Source organism: Algibacter aquimarinus, assembly GCF_039543265.1.
Lineage (GTDB): Bacteria > Bacteroidota > Bacteroidia > Flavobacteriales > Flavobacteriaceae > Algibacter_B > Algibacter_B aquimarinus.
Window position 1 is genome coordinate 1,295,937 of sequence record NZ_BAABJK010000004.1, and the last position, 20,269, is coordinate 1,316,205.

The 20,269-nt window shown below is 32.2% G+C and carries 18 protein-coding genes and 1 tRNA gene; 8 read left to right on the forward strand and 11 right to left on the reverse strand.

Annotation, left to right across the window (positions count from 1 at the left end; all coding sequences use genetic code 11):
- The 6 genes from ABD939_RS08495 to ABD939_RS08520 all read right to left on the reverse strand — a co-directional run bounded on the left by ABD939_RS08495 (position 1) and on the right by ABD939_RS08520 (position 9,553).
- Entirely contained in the window at positions 1 to 1,629 is a 1,629-nt protein-coding gene (locus ABD939_RS08495; RefSeq protein WP_345167003.1) for a trehalose synthase, read from the reverse strand.
- A 1-nt stretch (position 1,630) separates the two neighbouring features.
- Positions 1,631 to 3,571 carry an alpha-1,4-glucan--maltose-1-phosphate maltosyltransferase gene (locus ABD939_RS08500; RefSeq protein ID WP_345167005.1) on the reverse strand — a complete coding sequence of 647 codons (1,941 nt, stop codon included), beginning with the start codon at positions 3,569 to 3,571 and terminating at the stop codon, positions 1,631 to 1,633.
- Between the two features lie 42 nt (positions 3,572 to 3,613).
- Complete coding sequence (locus tag ABD939_RS08505) at positions 3,614 to 4,882, reverse strand: glucose-1-phosphate adenylyltransferase (RefSeq protein WP_345167008.1); 1,269 nt, start codon at positions 4,880 to 4,882, stop codon at positions 3,614 to 3,616.
- Between the two features lie 28 nt (positions 4,883 to 4,910).
- On the reverse strand, positions 4,911 to 6,113 hold the full coding sequence (glgA, locus tag ABD939_RS08510) for a glycogen synthase (RefSeq protein WP_345167010.1): 1,203 nt from the start codon (positions 6,111 to 6,113) through the stop codon (positions 4,911 to 4,913).
- Between the two features lie 471 nt (positions 6,114 to 6,584).
- Positions 6,585 to 8,381, reverse strand: a complete 1,797-nt coding sequence (gene lepA / locus ABD939_RS08515) for a translation elongation factor 4 (protein ID WP_345167013.1) — start codon at positions 8,379 to 8,381, stop codon at positions 6,585 to 6,587.
- 65 nt (positions 8,382 to 8,446) lie between these two features.
- On the reverse strand, positions 8,447 to 9,553 hold the full coding sequence (locus ABD939_RS08520; protein WP_345167015.1) for a TolB family protein: 1,107 nt from the start codon (positions 9,551 to 9,553) through the stop codon (positions 8,447 to 8,449).
- A gap of 40 nt (positions 9,554 to 9,593) precedes the next feature.
- Between ABD939_RS08520 and ABD939_RS08525 the strand changes: the two genes are divergently transcribed.
- The 4 genes from ABD939_RS08525 (at position 9,594) to dusB (ending at position 13,514) form a co-directional block, all read left to right on the forward strand.
- Entirely contained in the window at positions 9,594 to 10,817 is a 1,224-nt protein-coding gene (locus ABD939_RS08525) for a M20/M25/M40 family metallo-hydrolase (RefSeq protein ID WP_425550284.1), read from the forward strand.
- 9 nt (positions 10,818 to 10,826) lie between these two features.
- A complete protein-coding gene (locus ABD939_RS08530; protein WP_345167021.1) occupies positions 10,827 to 11,225 on the forward strand; it encodes a DUF4345 domain-containing protein in 399 nt (132 codons plus the stop codon).
- A 61-nt stretch (positions 11,226 to 11,286) separates the two neighbouring features.
- Positions 11,287 to 12,429 (forward strand): T9SS type A sorting domain-containing protein, encoded by a 1,143-nt coding sequence (locus tag ABD939_RS08535; protein WP_345167024.1) that lies wholly within the window; start codon positions 11,287 to 11,289, stop codon positions 12,427 to 12,429.
- Positions 12,430 to 12,518: 89 nt separating this feature from the next.
- Positions 12,519 to 13,514 (forward strand): tRNA dihydrouridine synthase DusB, encoded by a 996-nt coding sequence (gene dusB / locus ABD939_RS08540; RefSeq protein ID WP_345167027.1) that lies wholly within the window; start codon positions 12,519 to 12,521, stop codon positions 13,512 to 13,514.
- Positions 13,515 to 13,526: 12 nt separating this feature from the next.
- Here the strand turns inward: dusB and ABD939_RS08545 are convergent, their stop codons facing one another.
- Both ABD939_RS08545 and rbfA read right to left on the reverse strand, forming a co-directional pair.
- A complete protein-coding gene (locus ABD939_RS08545; protein ID WP_345167030.1) occupies positions 13,527 to 14,732 on the reverse strand; it encodes an ABC transporter permease in 1,206 nt (401 codons plus the stop codon).
- Positions 14,733 to 15,128: a 30S ribosome-binding factor RbfA gene (rbfA, locus tag ABD939_RS08550; RefSeq protein ID WP_345167033.1), complete on the reverse strand. Its 396-nt coding sequence runs from the start codon at positions 15,126 to 15,128 to the stop codon at positions 14,733 to 14,735.
- Between the two features lie 152 nt (positions 15,129 to 15,280).
- On the opposite strand from rbfA, the gene mce reads away from it, so the two are divergent.
- From mce to ABD939_RS08565, 3 genes are all read left to right on the forward strand, one after another.
- Positions 15,281 to 15,682, forward strand: a complete 402-nt coding sequence (gene mce, locus ABD939_RS08555) for a methylmalonyl-CoA epimerase (protein WP_345167361.1) — start codon at positions 15,281 to 15,283, stop codon at positions 15,680 to 15,682.
- A 55-nt stretch (positions 15,683 to 15,737) separates the two neighbouring features.
- Positions 15,738 to 15,811: transfer RNA gene (locus ABD939_RS08560), tRNA-Ile, on the forward strand.
- Positions 15,812 to 15,980: 169 nt separating this feature from the next.
- Complete coding sequence (locus ABD939_RS08565; protein ID WP_345167036.1) at positions 15,981 to 16,682, forward strand: hypothetical protein; 702 nt, start codon at positions 15,981 to 15,983, stop codon at positions 16,680 to 16,682.
- Position 16,683: 1 nt separating this feature from the next.
- Here ABD939_RS08565 and ABD939_RS08570 read toward each other — a convergent pair whose 3' ends face one another.
- Complete coding sequence (locus ABD939_RS08570) at positions 16,684 to 17,436, reverse strand: PDDEXK family nuclease (protein ID WP_345167039.1); 753 nt, start codon at positions 17,434 to 17,436, stop codon at positions 16,684 to 16,686.
- The gene (locus tag ABD939_RS08575; RefSeq protein WP_345167042.1) at positions 17,390 to 18,625 is read right to left on the reverse strand and encodes a DNA cytosine methyltransferase; all 1,236 of its coding nucleotides are present in this window, start codon (positions 18,623 to 18,625) and stop codon (positions 17,390 to 17,392) included. Before ABD939_RS08575 ends, ABD939_RS08570 begins: the two co-directional genes overlap by 47 nt.
- A 260-nt stretch (positions 18,626 to 18,885) precedes the next feature.
- Here ABD939_RS08575 and ABD939_RS08580 point away from each other — a divergent pair, with 260 nt between their 5' ends.
- On the forward strand, positions 18,886 to 19,308 hold the full coding sequence (locus tag ABD939_RS08580) for a hypothetical protein (protein ID WP_345167044.1): 423 nt from the start codon (positions 18,886 to 18,888) through the stop codon (positions 19,306 to 19,308).
- Here the strand turns inward: ABD939_RS08580 and ABD939_RS08585 are convergent.
- Positions 19,305 to 20,153: a rolling circle replication-associated protein gene (locus ABD939_RS08585; RefSeq protein ID WP_345167047.1), complete on the reverse strand. Its 849-nt coding sequence runs from the start codon at positions 20,151 to 20,153 to the stop codon at positions 19,305 to 19,307. The genes ABD939_RS08580 and ABD939_RS08585 overlap by 4 nt on opposite strands.
- Positions 20,154 to 20,269: the final 116 nt, after the last annotated feature.

Sequence of the window (20,269 nt, forward strand, 5' to 3'; positions counted from 1 at the left end):
TTAATGATTTATTATGTTAGAAATTCCTTTTAAAGGAATAACAGCCCATTGCGGGCGGGAGTTAAGCTCGTAACCTAACTCATAAACTGCTTTTTCTAATAAGCAGTATTTTAATATAAATATGCGTTCTTGGTTGTAGCCTAAATTTAAATTTGCGTTTTGTGTTTCGGTTACGTAGGTTCCTAAAAACAAACCTGTAATGTAACGGTATAAAGTTTCTCCTGCTTTAAATAAGTTGTCTTGAACTGAAGTATAACTGTCTTTATTGTTGAAAATATTTGCATAAATAGCATAGTGAAAAGACCTAAACAAACCTGCTACATCTTTTAAGGGCGGTTGTTTTACTTTTCTATCTCTAATAGTGCTTTCTGGCTCACCTTCAAAATCTAGAATATAAAAATCGTTTTCTTTTACTAAGACTTGTCCAAGATGGAAATCACCATGAATTCGAATTCGTTCCCCTTTAAGTTTAGTCCAATCAAAATTCACAAAACGTTTTCTGATACTATTTTTTTTGTCAAGAAATTCGTTTGCTAATTTTAAGGCTAAGCCATCTAGTTTGTGAATATTATTCTCGATAGTATTTAGTCTATTTTGAAACTGATAGAGCATTTTGTTTTTTAACCAAACTTCGTAATCACCATTGTAATGGGCAGGAGTGAAGGCAGTTTCTTCAAATTCAGAGCCTAAAGCAATATGCATTTCTGCAGTTCGCTTCGCTAAAGTTTGTACCTGTACAAAAAGATTTAAACCAGCCCAATCAATAATTTGTGCAGGGATATCTTGAATGTTTAAACGCTGATATAATTCAGTATTTGGTAAGGTATCAATATCAATTTTTTTATACTCGATATTGCAGAATACTTTATGGAATTCTTTAAGCATATAATCCCAAGCGTCTCCATCATTCGGAATCATTTCCTGCATCAATCCGATGGTAATATTAATGTTATCAGAATCTACTAAATTGATGCTTCCAAAGTACGCAGGCGTATTTTTAAATTCTTTTTTTTCTGATAAAAACCTACTCATTTCGTAGTCTGGGTTTTTATCACCAAAAATGCGCCTAAAAAATTTTAAAACAGAATTATCATTATAAATTAGAGATGTATTGCTTTGCTCTAACCCCATAAATCTGGACGATTTATAATCACGATTATAAAAAAGGATGCTTTTATGATATTGTACTTTTGTAGTATCCTTAACACTTGCTGATGCAATGCGCTCAAAAACTAGTTTTCTAAAAGCTTCAAGGTTTATAGCATCAATAATAAAACCATCTTGGTTGTTTATCGATATGGGAAGTATTCTGTCTTTTTTTGCAAAATTTTCATCAGTAACAAAGGCAATTGGCAAAAAGTAATGCTGGTAAAAAGCTTCAACAAAATTAACTTCTAAAATTAAGCCATAATAGACTTCTCCTTTTTGTTGTATTTTAAAAAATTCAGCTAACTCAATGTATTTAAGCTTACTTGCTTTTCCACCATACCAACGTTGCTTTAGTATGTATTCTTCTAAAACATCTGATAAAAAGACTTTTACAAAGTCATCATTATCAAGCAACTCTTCCCAGGTTTTATTAAACTGAAAAGTAGTGTTTGAAGTTGCTATAGATGTTTGTTTAGACATACTATTTGTTTATCTTAAAGATATGGAAAGGCAGTGATGGATGAAGCTCAACAAAATTCCATTCGCCATTCCAATTATAACTGTTGTTTGTTATTAAATCTTGCACTTCAACATGATGACCAGCTGAAACTCCTAATTCGTGAAGAGGTAATTGCACCATACCTTGCTGAGAATTATAAGAATCAAGACTTATAACCACTAATAGGTTATTAGTTTTAGAATTGTTCCATTTGTAAAAGGCAATTAAATTTTCGTTTTCAACATAACAAAACTTAATATTGTTTGTTTGTTGCAAAGCCTCGTTGTTGTGCCTTATGTAATTTATTTTTGCAATTATGGTAGTTAACTTATTTTCTATACTCCAATCGTAATGTGTTATTTGAAACTTTTCCGAGTTTAAGTATTCCTCTTTACCAAGAAGCGAATCTGATAACATGTATTCAAAAACAGGACCGTAAATTCCAATACAAGAACTTAAAGTGCCTGCTAAAGCATAACGTTGCATATGTTTAGCATCACTAGCACCCTGTAAATGGTATGGGTTAATATCTGGTGTATTGGGCCAAAAATTAGGCTGCATGTATTCTTTTAGTTCAGATTTTGTAAGCTCTTCAATGTATTTTATAAGGTCATGTTTATTATTTCGCCAAGTAAAATAAGTGTAAGATTGTGTGTAACCTTGTTTAGCTAATTGCTGCATTACTTTTGGAGCTGTAAAGGCTTCTGCTAAAAATATTACATCTGGATGTTTTGCTTTTACTTTTGAAATAATCCAATTCCAAAAATAAAATGGTTTAGTGTGCGGATTATCAACTCTAAAGATATTAATACCACAATCTATCCAATACATTAAAATATCTAAACACTCCTTCCAAAGGTTTTTATAATCCTCGCTTTCCCAATAAATTGGTAAAATATCTTGATACTTTTTTGGTGGATTTTCTGCATATTGTACTGTGCCGTCTGGTCGCCATTTAAACCATTTTGGGTGGTCTTTTACCCAAGGATGATCTGGAGCAGCTTGCAATGCATAATCCATGGCAATTTCAAGGTCTAAATCTTTGGCTTTATTAATTAACGTTTTAAAATCGTTAATATCTCCTAATTCTGGATGAATATCTTTATGCCCGCCATATTGAGAACCAACACCCCAGGTAGACCCCACGTCTCCATCTTTAGCTTCTGTGGTGTTATTTTTACCTTTTCTGTTTACTTCTCCAATAGGATGAATAGGAGGTAAGTAGACGACATCAAACCCCATATTCTTTACACGCGGTAACAAACGTTCGCAGTCTTTAAAAGTACCATGAACGCCTTCTTTTTCTGAAGCTGAACGCGGAAAAAATTCGTACCATGTACTAAAGCGCGCCTTTTTTCTATCTACATAAACTTGATACTCTGTAGAAGTGTTTTCAAGCGTTTTAGTTGGGTTGTTGTAAAAAAGCTGATACAACCTATCAGAAGTCGCTTCGTTTAAAGCTTCACCATATGAATTTTCATCTTTAAAGAGTTTATTTAGATAAAGTAAATAATTTTTATCCTCATCTGAAGATACATTTTTAGCTATGGCTTCTACATATTCGGCACCTTCTAGCAATTCTGAAAAAACATATTGATTATCATCAATTTTTCGTTTTAAACCATACCTCCAGTTTAATGCATAATCTACCCATGCTTGTACTTTATAGTTATAAAAGCCTTGTTTTTCGACCGAGAATGCGGCATTCCATTCATCATTTACAACAAGTTGCATGCGAGTTTCTCTCCATTTTTTTTCTTTTTCGTGCTTGTATAATACAGAAGCCCCAAGCACATCATGGCCATCGGCGAGAATGTAAGCTTCAACATTTACAATTTCATTTACAACACGTTTAATATAGAACTGACCACAATTAACACTAGGTGAGACATAATCAATTACAACTCTTCTTTGATTTTGCATTTTAAAGATAGTATTTGAGAAAAATAAGTTTAATAATATGGTTTATTGGATAACGAAACCTTTAGGAATTGTTGCTCCTTTTTTTATTACCACAATGCCTTGTTTAACCATATAGGTGTCTGTTTCTATTTCTTCTAAATGACTACCTCCATTTATTCTTACATCGTCACCGATGCGACAATTTTTATCTAATATGGCATTTTTTATAAAACAACGCTCTCCTATTCCCATAAGTATTGGAATTTGTTTTCTATTCATGTCGTCTAATGATTCATAATAATCGCTACCCATCATGTAAGTATTAATGACTGTAGATTCATTTCCTATTCTTGACCGAATGCCAATGACAGATTTTTCAATTTTTGCTGCACTTACTAAACATCCTTCAGCAATTACGGTTTTGTTAAGCGTAGTACCAGATATTTTTGTAGTTGGTAGCATTCTAGCTCTGGTATAAATACGTTTTTTCTTGTCGTATAAATCAAATTTTGGGATGTCATCAGTTAAACCAAGGTTGGCCTCAAAGAAAGAGTCTATATTTCCAATATCCGTCCAGTAACCTTCATATTGGTAGCTAACAGTTTTGTGCTTATCAATAGCTTGAGGTATAATTTCTTTACCAAAATCATTGGTATCTGGGTTTTTCATTAACTCTTCTAAAAGCTCCCTATTAAAGACATAAATACCCATTGAGGCTAAATAGTGTCTTCCTTCTTTCTTCATGTCTTCACTTACATCAGAAGTCCAATCTGGAAGTAAACTAGAATCTGGTTTTTCTATAAAAGACGTGATAACATTTTTATCATCTGATTTTAAAATACCAAATTCTGTAGCATCTTTTGCATTAACTGGAATTGTAGCTATAGATATTTTTGCTTTACTTTTTTCATGCTCGTTAATAAGATGCTCATAATCCATTTGATACAATTGGTCGCCAGATAGGATTAAGAAATACTTAAAATCGTGTCTTAAAAAGTGGTGCATGCTTTGGCGTACAGCATCAGCAGTACCTTGAAACCATGTTTTGTTATTTGGTGTTTGTTCTGCAGCTAGAACATCAACAAATGCTGAGCTAAAAAAACTAAAATGATATGTGTCTTTGATATGACGATTTAACGAGGCAGAATTAAATTGTGTTAACACGAACATACGCTTTATATCTGCGTTAATACAGTTTGAAATAGGGATATCTACTAATCTGTATTTTCCAGCAATTGGAACCGCTGGTTTTGAGCGTTCTTGAGTAAGAGGATAAAGTCTTGATCCTTGTCCACCCCCTAATATTATTGCTAATGCCTTGCTATTTATCATGTCTAGGTTGTTTTAGTTAGTTTTTTGATTATATTAATGATTTATATAGTTCTTCAACTTGTTTTGCGATAGCAATCCAATCGAAATAGTCTTCAACACGTTTTCTACCATTTTTAGCCATTGTGTCTCTTAATGTTTTATCGCCAATTACTTTATTTACACCACTGGCCAAATCTCTTGCAAATCTATCAGGGTCAATAGGCTCAAAAGGGGCTTCAGTTTGTTGTTCCAACGGAATTAAAATACCTGTCTCACCATCAACTACTACTTCTTTTATACCACCAACAGCACTAGCAACTACTGCTGTGTTGCAGGCCATGGCCTCAATATTTATAATGCCAAAAGGCTCATAAATTGAAGGGCAGCAGAAAACATCTGCATGAGAATATAATTGGATTATTTCTTCTTTGGTAACCATCTTATCAATCCAAATAACGTTATCGCGCGTTTTTTTAACTTCGTTAACAGCATCTTCCATTTCTTTACCGATTTCCTTGGTATCTGGAGCACCTGCACAAAGCACTATTTGAGTGTCTGGATCTATATATTTTATGGCATTTACTAAATGAATAATACCTTTTTGGCGTGTAATTCTGCCAACAAAAAGCACATAAGGTTTTGTTTTATCAACACCATATTCGTCAAGCGTTGAGGTATTTGTAGTCATTTTATATTGCTGAAGGTTGATGCCGTTATATATAACATGAATTTTATTTTCGTCAACATTAAAATGCTTTATAACATCTTCTTTTGTTTCTTCAGACACAGCAATGAGTGCATCAGCCATTTCAATAGCTGTTTTTTCAACCCATGAAGATGCATCATAACCCCTGCCTAATTGTTCTCTTTTCCATGGCCTTAAAGGTTCAAGTGAATGTGTCGTTATTACTAAAGGCACGCCATAACATAATTTCGCAATAATACCAGCAAAATGAGCATACCAAGTATGGCAATGTACAACATCGGCATCTATTGGTTCAGCATTCATATGCAGACTCGTACTTAAGGTTTTAAAAACGGATTTTAATTTATCATCAGAATTTTCAAAAACACCATCTTCAAATGGAAAGCCTTTAACGGTTAAGTTTTCAGTTGTTTCATTTTGATCTCCAAAGCACCTAACGTCCATCTTTATTAATTTAGCAAGTTCTTCAGCTAAATATTCAACATGTACTCCTGCGCCACCATATACATATGGCGGGAATTCTCTAGTATAAAAAAGTGCTTTCATATAGTATTATTGTCAAAAAAACATTAAAATATCGCATAAAAAAAAGAAATTTAATAGGTAAAACTTCTTTTTGATGAGATTAATTTAAAAAATTATCAATACTGTGATTCGCTTAGTCTTTCATTATAAAATTAAGTAAATCTACGTTTAGAAATTATAAAATTGTTAATAACATTTATCCATTACAAAGCCGAAATTAACCATAACATAAAATTGCTCAATTATAGTATTTAAGAGGTCTGCGTTAAATTAACTTCTGTGGAATAGTTAATGCTAGCTAAACTTACGAAAATAATTATTAACAATTTAGGCTTGTTTTATTTTTGAAGAAAAAAAGGTGTTTAGCAAAAAACAAGAAATTATCAATAAAAAAACATGAGAAAAACACATTTTTGGTTTCAATCATTCATAGAATTTAACAAGAACTACTAGTGGGTAGTGATGGGTTTTGATAAAATAAATTGTAATTATTTAATCGTTTAGCTTTAAAACTGCCATAAAAGCCTGTTGCGGTATCTCTACATTACCAACTTGTCGCATACGCTTTTTACCTTTTTTCTGTTTTTCCAGAAGTTTACGTTTACGAGAAATATCACCACCATAACATTTTGCAGTTACGTCTTTACGGAGTGCTTTAACAGTTTCTCTAGAAATAATTTTGGCACCAATAGCTGCTTGAATTGGAATATCAAATTGCTGACGCGGTATAAGCTCTTTAAGCTTTTCACACATTTTCTTACCAATATTATGCGCATTATCGGCATGTATTAAGGCAGAAAGCGCATCAACGGGTTGTGAATTTAGTAAGACATCTAAACGCACTAATTTTGATGTTTTCATGCCAATTGGATGATAATCAAAAGACGCATAACCTTTTGAAACTGTTTTTAATCTGTCGTAAAAATCGAAAACAATTTCAGCCAATGGCATTTCAAAAATTAACTCAACACGTTCTGGTGTTAAATACGTTTGGTTAATAATCATACCTCGTTTTTCAATGCAAAGCGACATGACGTTACCAACAAAGTCAGATTTTGTAATTATGGTAGCTTTAATATATGGCTCTTCAACTCGATTCACAGAAGAAGGTTCTGGTAAATCTGAAGGGTTATTTACTATGAAGGCTTCGTCTGGGTTTTTATTAGTGTAAGCATGATAAGAAACGTTAGGAACTGTTGTAATCACAGTCATATCAAACTCGCGCTCTAAACGTTCTTGAATAATTTCCATGTGAAGCATCCCTAAGAAGCCACAACGGAAACCAAAACCTAATGCCGCAGAACTTTCTGGAGCAAATACTAAGGAGGCGTCGTTTAATTGTAGTTTCTCCATAGAATTACGAAGTTCCTCGTAATCTTCAGTATCTACAGGATAAATACCTGCAAAAACCATCGGTTTTACATCTTCAAAACCTTCTACAATATTGGTTGTTGGTTTTGCAAAATCGGTAATGGTGTCACCAACTTTTACTTCTTTGGCCGTTTTTATACCAGTTATTAGGTAACCAACATCACCAGTTTTTACGCTCTGTTTTGCAACTTGATTAAGTTTTAAGGTACCAACTTCATCTGCGTAATAATCTTTATCTGTAGCAACAAATTTTATGTGTTGCCCTTTTTTAATTTCACCATTAAATACTCTAAAATAGGTTTCAATACCTCTAAAAGTATTGTAAACTGAATCAAAAATTAAAGCTTGAAGTGGTGCGTCCGGATCGCCTTCTGGAGCAGGAACACGGTCTATAATAGCTTCTAAAATCTTATCTACACCAAAGCCTGTTTTTCCACTGGCGTGAATCACTTCTTCAGGGTCGCAACCTAATAAATCAACAATATCATCAGTTACTTCTTCTGGATTTGCACTTGGTAAATCAACCTTGTTTAAAACTGGGATAATTTCTAAGTCGTTTTCTAAAGCCAGATATAAATTTGAAATGGTTTGTGCTTGAATACTCTGAGCTGCGTCAACAATTAATAAGGCACCTTCACATGCTGCGATAGATCGAGATACTTCGTATGAGAAGTCGACATGACCAGGGGTATCAATTAAATTTAGAATATACTTTTCTCCATTAAGTTCATAGTCCATTTGAATGGCGTGAGATTTTATGGTAATACCACGCTCGCGCTCTAAATCCATACTATCGAGAAGTTGAGCTTGTTGTTCTCTGGCGGTAACAGAACCTGTAAAATCTAATAAACGATCTGCAAGTGTGCTTTTACCGTGGTCTATATGTGCAATAATGCAAAAATTTCTAATGTTCTTCATAGTCAACAATCTTCAAAAAAGATTTGGCAAAGATAGGTTAATTATTGGGCTTAATATATTTTAAATTAGTCTTGCCATTCAGCAATAAACAAATTAGTATCGCGTCCGCCACCATTATTTCTGTTTGATGAAAACGCTAAATATTTCCCGTCATTTGAAAATACTGGAAATGCATCAAACGTTTCGCTGTGGGTAACGCGCTCTAAGTTTTTACCATCAATATCAATCAAGTATAAATTAAATGGAAAGCCTCGTTCTGCCTCAAAATTTGAAGAAAATAATATTTTTTCTCCTGAAGGATGAAAAAACGGACTCCAATTGGCATTCCCTAAATCGGTTAATTGGCGTAAATCGCTTCCGTCTGCATTACAAATGTAAAGTTCCATATCTGTAGGTTCAACCAAACCTTCTGCTAATAAATCTTTATACTCTTTAATTTCTTTTTCAGTTTTTGGGCGTGAAGAACGGAAGATTATTTTTGTGCCATCAGGCGAAAAGAAAGCGCCGCCGTCATACCCTAATTCATCTGTAATTTGTTTTACGTCACTACCATCAAGGTTCATAGTATATAATTCTAAATCGCCACTTCTTGTTGAAGTAAATACAATTTTATCACCCTTTGGAGATACAGTTGGTTCAGCATCATAACCTTTTTCATTAGTTAGTTGCTTAACAATATTTCCTTCTAAATCTGCAACAAAAATGTCGAATGTATCATATACAGGCCAAATGTATTTTCCGTTTTTACGTAACGGGGTGTCTGGACATTTTTCATCCCCTAAATGGGTAGAAGCGTAAATAATGTGTTTGTTGTCTGGTAAAAAATAAGAGCAGGTTGTACGACCTTTTCCAGTGGAAATCATAGGTGGTATTTTATCTTTAAAAGTTTCACCAATATTCATTAAAAACATTTGATCACAGTTAACATTCCAATTTTTATTATTCGATTGGAATACAATTTGTTTATCATCAAAACTCCAATATGCTTCTGCGTTATCGCCCCCAAAAGTAATTTGTTTTATGGATTTAAAATGATTTTCTCCACTAAAAATAAGTGAGTCTTTTATAACAACAGCACCGTTATCTTTTTCGGGTGTAATTTGTTTTTTGGTATCGTTTTTACAACTAAAAACTAAAATAATTAAAGCGAGAAGAGATAAGTATTTGGTCATAATAATTGGCTAAATTTGTGTAAAATTAATATTTATGAAAATGAATTACGGTATAGTTTTCCTTTTTTTATTGTTTTTAGCTGGTTGTAAACCAGAAGTCGATAAGCCTGTTTCCATAAAAGAAGATGTAGTTTTCCTTTCGGATGATACTTTAGAAGGACGGCAAACAGGAACTGATGGTGAAAAAGCTGCTGCAGAATATATAGCAGAACGTTTTAAAAATTTAGGATTAGAGGGAAAAGGAACCAATAATTACCTTCAACCGTTTACGTTTAAACCTAAAACAAACCCACACCAAAAAGTAAATTATAATGTTGTAAAAGGAGACAGCACAATCACTGGAATAAACGTGTTAGGGTATTTAAATAATAATGCCAAAACTACTATTGTAATTGGCGCGCATTATGATCATTTGGGTTATGGTGCTGAAGGTTCTTTACATAGAGGCGAAAAGGCAATTCATAATGGTGCTGATGATAATGCTAGCGGTGTTGCAGTAATGTTAAATTTAGCTGAAAAATTAAAAGAAAAAAACACGAATAACAATTATTTATTTATGGCATTTTCTGGGGAGGAAATGGGTCTCTTGGGCTCTAATTATTTTGTTAAAAACCCAACTACAGACATCAAAAAAATAAACTATATGATTAATATGGATATGGTTGGACGACTAAAAGCCGATAGTACATTAGCTGTTTACGGTGTTGGTACATCACCAATTTTAAAACAAACGCTTAGAGCACATAACGATAGTTTTAAATTGATTCAAAAAGAATCTGGCATCGGCCCTAGTGATCATACATCGTTTTACAATGCAGATATTCCAGTATTACATTTTTTTACTGGTCAGCATGAAGACTATCACAAACCAAGTGATGATTTTGAGAAACTGAATTATCAAGGCATGAATACCATATCTAATTATATTTTTGAAGTTATTTCTGATTTAGACAACAATGGAAAATTACCTTTTAGAAAAACAAAAAATGAAAGTGAGGATGTGCCTCGATTTAAAGTGGGTTTAGGCGTTATTCCAGATTATTTATTTGATGGCAAAGGCATGAGAATTGATGGTATTAGTGAAGAAAAACCGGCACAAAAGGCAGGATTACAAAAAGGTGATATTGTGGTTAAGTTAGGAGATACTGCTGTGGTTGATATGATGAGCTATATGAAGGTTTTAGCAACTTTTGAAAAAGGAGATACCACTAAAGTAATTGTGGATAGAAACGGCGAATTGGTTGAAGCCAAAATTGAATTTTAACATGAATTAATGATAAAAACTAAACAAGATTTTATCAGTAAAATACACTTAATCATTTCTATTATAGTGGTTATTCCAACGTCTTTTATCTATGGTTTTAATCCAGATTCAAAATGTAATATTTATTTAAATACCACAGACGAACACAATGCTTTTAAAGCTATAATGGGTTTGTATTTGGGTTTTTCAATATTATGGACTTTAGGAATATTAAAAGTAAAATATTTAAAAATTGCCTTAATATCTAATATTATTTTTATGTTGGGTTTAGGCTTCGGAAGGCTATTAAGTTTTTTAATAGATGGCATACCATCAGCTCCTTTTATGTACGGTGCTTTTGGAGAATTGGTAATTGGTTTCTATGGGCTTTGGGTTTTAAAAACACACTATGGTTTAACCAGTAATTAATTTATTATAATGCAATTGTTTTTTTAATCCTTAAATTTATAATTACAAATAAAATAGAACTATGAAAGTAATTATTTCAATTTTGGTTTTTATTCTTGGAATATTTACTGCAACATCGCAAATAAGTTCTATTGCAGAAGAGTTTGCTTTACCTGCTTCTTTAAGCGAGTCTTCTGGCATAATATACTTTAATGATAAACTTATCACCCATAATGACTCTGGCGGAAACAACGAATTATACGAAGTAGATTTAGTTACAGGCTTGGTTAAGAGAACTGTTACAATAACTAATGCTACAAATACAGATTGGGAGGATTTAGCTCAAGATGAAACACATATTTATATTGGAGATATTGGAAACAATTTTAGCGGAAACAGAACTGATTTAAAGATTTATAAAATTAGTAAAAGCGATTATTTAAATGCTGATAACGTAACCGCTGAAACAATTTTATTTAATTATTCAGACCAAACAGATTTTACCGCCTTAAGTCCAAACACAACAGAATGGGATGCTGAAGCACTGGTTTCATTTGATGCAGATAATTTAATTTTATTTACCAAAAACTGGGTTGATGGAACTACTAAAGGATACTTAATTCCAAAATCACCTGGGGCTTATGGCTTGTCGCCTTTGCAAACAACTTTAAATGCTGGAGGTTTAATATCTGGAGCAACATATAATATATTAAGCGGAAAACTATTTTTAGTAGGCTATACCGCCCCTGTATTACCATCGCCATTACAACCTTTTGTCTGGAAATGTGAGAATTTTTCAGGTAATGATATACTATCAGGTATAAATACGCTAGCAAATCTTTCTACCACGTTTGGTTTCGAACAAACTGAGGCAATAACGTATCGTGATGAAAGTAGTTATTATGTGACTTCAGAAGCGTTTTCAGTTTCCATAATTTCAGATTATGCAAAACTAATTTCTTTTTCAAGTTCAGATATGGCTTTATCAACCGCCACTACTCAAAAAGAAAATGATATTGTTTTATATCCTAATCCAGTTTCAGATGTTTTACAAATGAATACTGAAAGGTTAAACTCAGTTGAAATTTATGACACTAAATTAACTCAACTTTACAGAGGGTTTAGTAACAATATTGATATGAGTTCTTTTAGTAATGGTATTTACATTGTTAGAGTTAACTTGAATAACAATACCTATATTATTAAAAAGGTTGTTAAGAAATGAAAACTACTTTAATTATTAAGATATCCACTTATTTATCAAGTAATTTATTTTTAGTTAAAAAACCTTAATTTTGCCAAAAAAATAACCCCTTGGTAAAAATTGATAACATAGAACTTCCGGATTTCCCATTGCTTCTAGCACCTATGGAAGATGTTAGCGACCCTCCTTTTCGAGCACTTTGTAAAGAGCAAGGCGCAGATGTAGTATATACTGAATTTGTATCAAGTGAAGGGCTTATCAGAAATGCTGCAAAAAGCGTTATGAAACTGGATATTTATGAAAAAGAACGACCAGTAGGGATTCAAATTTTTGGAGCCAATTTAGATAGTATGCTACAAACTATTGACATAGTAGCAGAATCTAAACCTGATATTATCGATATTAATTTTGGTTGCCCAGTTAAAAAAGTAGTAAGTAAAGGTGCCGGTGCCGGTATTTTAAAAGACATCTGTTTGATGGAAAAACTTACTGCCGAAATGGTTAAACGCACCAACTTACCAATAACCGTAAAAACCCGCTTGGGTTGGGATCATGATTCTATAAAAATAGTTGATGTAGCAGAACGTTTACAAGACGTGGGCTGTAAAGCGATTGCTATTCATGGGCGTACACGTGCACAAATGTATAAAGGTGAGGCCGATTGGAAACCAATTGCAGCAGTAAAAAATAATCCAAGAATGCATATTCCTGTATTTGGAAATGGCGACGTAGATTCGCCTGAAAAAGCAGCTTTAATGCGTGATGAATTCGGGTTAGATGGCGCTATGATTGGTCGCGCTAGTATTGGAAACCCTTGGTTTTTTAAACAAGTAAAACACTTTTTTGAAACAGGCGAACATATAGCACCTATTTCTTTAGAAGAGCGTGTTGAAGCAGCACGCAGACACTTACAAATGGCTATAGATTGGAAAGGTGAAATTTTAGGTGTTTTTGAAACCCGTCGTCATTACACCAATTACTTTAAAGGGATTCCACATTTTAAGGAATACCGCATGAAAATGGTAACTTCAGACCATTCCGAAGATGTATTTGCAGCTTTTGATGAGGTATTAGAAAAGTTTTCTGATTATCAGTTTACACATTAAAAGCTTTGTAATTTAATACGTTTGCACTAACGATTTGGTAATTCGTGCCGATGCAATTTTTGATGCAATTATTCCTAAAACAGAAATCGTAAAAAATACTATAAAGAAGTTTTCTAATTTTATTGTTATTGGGTAAGCGAGTGACGGTGTTATCATAACCAAACTAAAAGCTTTTTGAAGTATAACTATTATTAAAGCAACTAACAGCCCAATTACACCTCCAATAATGCTCATTAAACTACCTTGAAAAAAGAAAATTTTACGAATATCTTTTACCGTTGCTCCAATATTAAAAAGTGTGTTCAAGCTTTTCTTTTTGTCTAACATCATCATTATCAAAGAGCCAATAATGTTAAAAAAAGCAATAATAAGAACTAAAGTAAAAATTAAATAAACTGCTAAATTTTCTGTGTTAAGCATTTTGTAAAGCGCATCATTTAATTGTGCTCTATTTTTAACAACAACATTGTTTCCTAATATATTTTGAATTTTTTCTTTAACAATGGCCTCGTCGCTACCTGTTTTTAATTTAAATTCTATGGCGCTTATTTGGTCTTTATTATAGTTTAATAAACGTTGGGCCAAATCTATCGATGTAAAAACATAGGAATCATTAAGCTTTTCGTTAATAGAAAATATACCAACATTTAATGTTCTAACAGAGTTAAATGCATTTTTTGTTGAGGTTATTTGCCCTTTTCCAGGTTTTGGCACATAGATATTAACGGTTTTAGAATAATCTAAAACTCCCATTGATAAATTGTTGGCAATACCCCAGCCTACAACAATTTGATTCGATTTTTGGTCTAACCAGCTTCCATAATCTATTACCGAATCAATAGCCACTACATTTTTAAAGTTGGCGTCAACCCCTTTAATATTTGCTAGATAATTTTTATCATCAAAAGCTAAAATAACTCGTTCTTCGATTATTTTGGAGTAAAGTAATACTTCATCAATGTTACTGAGCTCTAATAATTGTTTTTTAGTTACGTTAAATGATTTTCCAATAGATGCCTCAGCTTTTAAATCAGGGTCAACAACGCTAGAAAATTTTAATGTGAAATCTTTTAATCCGGCAAATCCAGAAAGGACTATAAATAAAGAAGCTGCGCCAAGAATAACGCCAGTTATTGCAATATAAGTTATAAAATTAATAGCGTTGTTGGAGCTTTTAGAGCGTAAGTAACGTTTAGCAATATGTAATGGAAAATTCAATTACGATTTTTTTCGTTTGTCTAGCAAATCTGGGTTTTCAAGCGGATTATCTTTCCCTTTTAAAGATTTTTCTATTTGGTCAATATACTCTAATGAGTCATCAATAAAAAATTCTAGATTAGGCATTCTTCGTAACTGGTGTTTTGTTCGTTGTGCTAACTCATGTCGAATTAGTGGTGTGTTAGATTTAATCCCTTCTAAAAGCTTAGGGCCTTTATCGTTAGGAAAAATACTTAAATATACCTTAGCAACACCCAAATCTACAGTAACTTTTACTTTTGATACTGATATTAAAACACCTCGCATACCACCTTGTGTTGCAGCTGTTTGTAAAACCTCAACTAAGTCTTGTTGTAAAACTGTACCAATTTTTTTTTGCCTTTGACTTTCCTCCAAACTATTAACTTTTATTTTAAGTAACCATAATAAATTTATGGTGATGCAAAAATAACGGATATTTAAAGATTATCTTACTTTTGATTTACAAATTTTGTATCTTACTTTTAAAGCATACGACCGAATTAGATGTTATGATAAAAAACCGCATGATGAATAAAATAGAACATATTGGAATTGCTGTTAAAAATATAGACGAATCTAATAGCCTGTTTACCAAACTTTTTGGAGAACCTCATTACAAAACTGAAACCGTAGAAAGCGAAGGTGTTAAAACCTCTTTTTTTAAAGTAGGAGATAATAAAATTGAGTTACTTGAAGCCACAAAGGCAGACAGCCCAATTGCAAAATTTATTGACAAAAAAGGGGAAGGAATTCATCATATTGCTTTTGATGTTGACGATATTGAATTAGAAGCAAAACGATTAAAAGAAGAAGGCTTTATCGTTTTAAATGAAATCCCTAAAAAAGGGGCTGATAATAAGCTGATTGTTTTTTTACATCCAAAAACAACTAACGGCGTTCTTATAGAGCTATGCCAAGAAATTATTTAAACAAATAATTTTCTTGTGGAGTTTTAAAATTAATATTAGATTTGCAGCCAATTTTGGTCCCATAGCTCAGTTGGTTAGAGCACCTGACTCATAATCAGGTGGTCCTTGGTTCGAGCCCAAGTGGGACCACTTTTATACGTCTTAAAACCTTGTAAACGTTCTGTTTATGAGGTTTTTTTTGTAACAGGGGACTAATCAGGGGGCGAATTATTATATGATTTTGAAGATTTATACTAAATATAAGACGTTAATTAATTAAGTTAGCAAGAATAGTTATTAAAATGTAAACTACTATTAATTGATGACACCACAGGAAATAAATAAATTAGAACAACAATACTTTAATTTTTTAATAAAATTATTTGAAGAAAAAGGAACTACATTTACTAAAAACTTACTCTCTCAATACGCAATAAGGGATAAATGGAATAATTATCAAGGTGATATGTCATTTATTCAAAGAGGTTTAGAAAATGTTATCCAAGGCATACTTTTTGAAAACGTAGATTGGGAAATTTGCTCTACTCCTGAAGGAGCTGATAGTGTTTTTCAGACATCCAGAGCCGTAATACATATTGATGCAAAGGCATATAAGCATGATGATGGTGACGCCTTAGGAAATAAAATAACGGTACAAGGGAATCAGACATCGTATTTTACTGATGCACCACTCATTTATTCAGGGTTTCCTTTTAAATCAAACTTACCAATATCATATAAGCATAAAGTTTACGGAGAAGTACCAAGTTTAACGTATTTCCTAAAATTAACATATGACCTAAGCAATGAACTGGATTCTTTTAGAAAATTCAAATTATTTTTATACTGCATACCTAATGGAACACATAAAGCACATTTGGGTATTAAATTCTTTCAAGCGGGAAGAGGCTTTAATTCGCGAAGAGAAAGAACATCGATTAGACCAAACTTCAATAAACTAGTGGTTGATTTAAATGATGAGTTTAAGTGGAAACGATATCACGAATTGGATATGATTTAAATTAATTATTTTGATTATTATAAATATCCTGATAGAAACGTAGTGAGTGTTTAAAATTATCATTCATGTTTTCATCAAAGTAAATAACTTTTATTCTTGATTTATAGTTGTCTAGAAGCTCAAAATAAGGTGTTTCTGTAAATCTAAACCTCGTTTTATCAGGGTTTTTGCCTGCTTGTAGTACTCGGTTGCCATAGTGACTTTCTAGTTCACCGTTAGGCATGCATAATAAATTAATATTTAGAATGTTAAGATTAGTGTCTTCATACACTATAGTCACAAAAAAAGAGAGACAAATTTTTTGATTGACAGTTCCTTTATTGTAAAAAGTAGGAAGCGCTGGTTCATATTCTCTTTCAATTAACCCTTCCTTAGATCTAACGGTCATTGTTCCTTTGTAACTATTTTGATTTCTACCAACAAAAATACTTCTGGTAATGTCTCCAATGTTTCTTGTTTGGACAGTCTTGAGGTCAATGTGGATATAGGCATCATCAACTTCAAAAAACATATCAGCTCCAACTGGGCACGAATTAGGTTGACCTATCCCTTTACCATTGAAAAGAGCATAGACTATTCTTTCAGCTCCTACTGCAAAGTTTGATATTTTAGAATCATATTTGCCAAACCAGTCATTTTTTATTTTTTCTTTTGTTTGAAAACCAAGCATCATTTCATCTTCAGCAAACTTTAAGAAATGATAAAATTTATTTAAGTACTTCGATTCTAGTTTTTCTATTTGCTTGTTGGTCATGTAGTTGTAGTTCTTTTTTAATTTCTTCAGCAATTTTATGAGCCATTAGAACAGGAACGGCATTTCCAATTTGTTTGTATTGGTTACCTAAACTCCCAATAAATTCAAAATCCATTGGAAAAGTTTGAAGTAATGCACATTCTCTTACCGACATTCTTCTTTCTCTGTTTGGATGAATTTCTGGACCTGTAGCTGTTATGGTATCGCTAGGTGTAGACCAATTATTTATTCTTAGAGATTGTTCAAATGTTATTGGTTTTAATTCTAATTCAGTTACTTGTTGGTCATATTTATCATCAAAACCTAATATCTTTTTTAACTCCCACCAATCACTTGGATTTGGAATGCTTCCAGAGTTATTATCCTTTCTAAACCAATGACCAGCTGTATGCGCATATCCGAAATGTTCATCAACTCGTTTAGTACTCCAACCGCTTTTAGCTCTCCAGTATTTCAAATAATCACAAATATCATGTTGATTAACTTGGTGTTTTCTACCCCAAAATTTATCATGAACATTGGTTCTAGCTTTATGGTTAAAAATTCTTTGTCCATTTAAAATAAAACTCTTGTCTCTAATTCTTGCTTTAGATAAAAAACCAACAGCTTCTTTGGTACTTACAAAAGGTAATAACTCTTCGTCATTTCCATGGGATTTTTTCGGAAATGGGTTTTTTAACCCCAATCTGTTACCAATAATTACAACTCTCTCTCTATGCTGAGGGACTCCATAATCAGAGGCTTTTAAAAGACGATAATCTACGTCATATCCGAGAGACTGAAAATCATTAATAATCATTTCTATGACTTTCCCTTTTTGCATGGATAATAACCCCTTCACATTTTCGGCTAAGAAGTATTTCGGTCTTTTATCCTTAATGATCCTAAGCATTTCTTTATAAAGGAAGTTGCGTTCGTCTTTCATTGAGCGTTTAATATTCGCAATTGAAAATCCTTGACAAGGAAACCCGCCTAGGAGTATGTCAAAATGATCTGGAATTTCATTACTTGGTATTTTTGTAATGTCACCAAGAATTATATGGTCACCAATATTTTGTTTATATGTTTCAACAGCCTCACGGAAAAAATCATTAGCCCAAACTACTTCGAAACTGGATTGAATAAAGCCCAAATCTAAACCGCCACAGCCAGAAAACAAACTAGCCACTTTAAATTTTTTGTTGTCCATAAATAATTAGTAGGTAAAATGTTTAATTAAAGAATTTCCTTAAACTTAAGCAAAAATAAATTATTGCCCTAATCATAAATCTAATTCAATTAACTTTTTTACATTTTTTATTAACGAAGTTGAATTTCAAGAATTGTTTTATATTAATCATTATTCTTGTTGTAGGAATTCATATAAATGATGTAAAGTATTTCTATTAAATCTTTATGTTTTTTTAATCCTAAAAAGGTATTATTGCAAATCTAAATTTTAAGATAATAATGAATAATAAAGTACAATTTCTTTCTAAGTTTATAAATGAATTTTTAGATAAGGGAGTGAAGAGAAGGAATTCTAAAACTATAATTGGAGGCATCGAATTTCAGATAAATAAAATTTCAAGAAATAAGTTTGATAAAAGGCTAAGTTTTACTGAAGAAGAAATAATTGAAGCCTTTGAATTAAATGATTTTACCATAATGAATAATTTTGGTAGAGAAATGGATTGGGAAAAATTTAAAAATGGAACTTTACTACCTGAATCTTATTTTATTAATGTTAAGTCAGCTCAATTAAAGAGGTTAATTTGTACGAATGTTAAAGTTCCAAAAGAAAATTGGAAACCTGAAACCACTTTGGAAGTAGAGAATTTAAAAGTTTTGCTTGCTAAATTTTGGGATTCTAACAAGTATATTTTAAGCTAATTGTGGTATTTTAATAGTTCATTATTTTTATCATCCAGCCTCTTATAGAGAGGTAAAGTATTTCTATTTAAGTTTATCATTTTTACTTTTAAAAAGGTTCTATTACAATGGTCTTTAACTTCCATTTCTTTCAATACAGCACCCATTCGTTTAAACTGGTCTGTGTATTCTTCAGTCGTATAAAAGTCAGTGTAAAGCTCTGAAACTCGTTTTGAGCAATTCCATACTTGGCACTTAAACTTTGCATTGTTTTTAGTTACATACTTAGTAACGTAAGAAGCGATTGACCTAATATTTTTAGAATTTAATTGCTTAACATCAAAAGCAGATGAGGGTTTGTAATCTTCATCACGTGGCTTAATACCGTTTTTTAACTGTAAGTCAATCCAGTAATTCCACCATTTTTCTATTTTCCAATACTTGTTTGTAATCATATGAAAATGAACATTACCTTCAAATACATCGTTTTTAGTTTGTCGTTCTGCAACCCAAACATATTGAAAATCTTCACTACGTTTTTTAGCATTATCAACAAACTTCCTAAGTAAGTTAATCGCTTGTTCATCACTCACTTTATTTAAAAAAGTAAGCGTAACAAAACTTAGTCTCTTATAGCACCTGGCAAAACAAGTAATCTTTTTTCGAATCTTTTGTTTCGAACGGGGAGACAAGGAACGCTCCTTTCGTTCCTTGTCTTTACTTTCCTTTTTTTTTGCATTTAGTTTTGTAATTGGCTCTTGCTTTTTTCTATCTAAAGCTGACCCAGTGAACTCTCTCTTTGGAATAACACCGTATTGTTTTGTTGAAAATGCGACACTTATGCCGTATGTATTTTTAACTATCATAATCTGAATCGTTGCACATTAATTAAAACCATTTAAAGGTTATTTATTAAAGGTTTTTATTTAAAGGTTTTACTCTTATGAATATTAAAGGTTAATAGTTTTAAAGGTTAAAAAAA

Excerpts from the sequence above, each read along its gene's own strand:
- ABD939_RS08495 (WP_345167003.1), bottom strand. The coding sequence starts at position 1,629 with ATGTCTAAACAAACATCTATAGCAACTTCAAACACTACTTTTCAGTTT.
- ABD939_RS08520 (WP_345167015.1), bottom strand. The coding sequence starts at position 9,553 with ATGACCAAATACTTATCTCTTCTCGCTTTAATTATTTTAGTTTTTAGT.
- ABD939_RS08585 (WP_345167047.1), bottom strand. The coding sequence starts at position 20,153 with ATGATAGTTAAAAATACATACGGCATAAGTGTCGCATTTTCAACAAAA.
- glgA (WP_345167010.1), bottom strand. The coding sequence starts at position 6,113 with ATGAAAGCACTTTTTTATACTAGAGAATTCCCGCCATATGTATATGGT.
- lepA (WP_345167013.1), bottom strand. The coding sequence starts at position 8,381 with ATGAAGAACATTAGAAATTTTTGCATTATTGCACATATAGACCACGGT.
- ABD939_RS08575 (WP_345167042.1), bottom strand. The coding sequence starts at position 18,625 with ATGGACAACAAAAAATTTAAAGTGGCTAGTTTGTTTTCTGGCTGTGGC.
- ABD939_RS08530 (WP_345167021.1), top strand. The coding sequence starts at position 10,827 with ATGATAAAAACTAAACAAGATTTTATCAGTAAAATACACTTAATCATT.
- ABD939_RS08535 (WP_345167024.1), top strand. The coding sequence starts at position 11,287 with ATGAAAGTAATTATTTCAATTTTGGTTTTTATTCTTGGAATATTTACT.
- mce (WP_345167361.1), top strand. The coding sequence starts at position 15,281 with ATGAATAAAATAGAACATATTGGAATTGCTGTTAAAAATATAGACGAA.
- ABD939_RS08500 (WP_345167005.1), bottom strand. The coding sequence starts at position 3,571 with ATGCAAAATCAAAGAAGAGTTGTAATTGATTATGTCTCACCTAGTGTT.
- ABD939_RS08505 (WP_345167008.1), bottom strand. The coding sequence starts at position 4,882 with ATGATAAATAGCAAGGCATTAGCAATAATATTAGGGGGTGGACAAGGA.
- ABD939_RS08525 (WP_425550284.1), top strand. The coding sequence starts at position 9,594 with ATGAATTACGGTATAGTTTTCCTTTTTTTATTGTTTTTAGCTGGTTGT.
- ABD939_RS08570 (WP_345167039.1), bottom strand. The coding sequence starts at position 17,436 with ATGACCAACAAGCAAATAGAAAAACTAGAATCGAAGTACTTAAATAAA.
- ABD939_RS08580 (WP_345167044.1), top strand. The coding sequence starts at position 18,886 with ATGAATAATAAAGTACAATTTCTTTCTAAGTTTATAAATGAATTTTTA.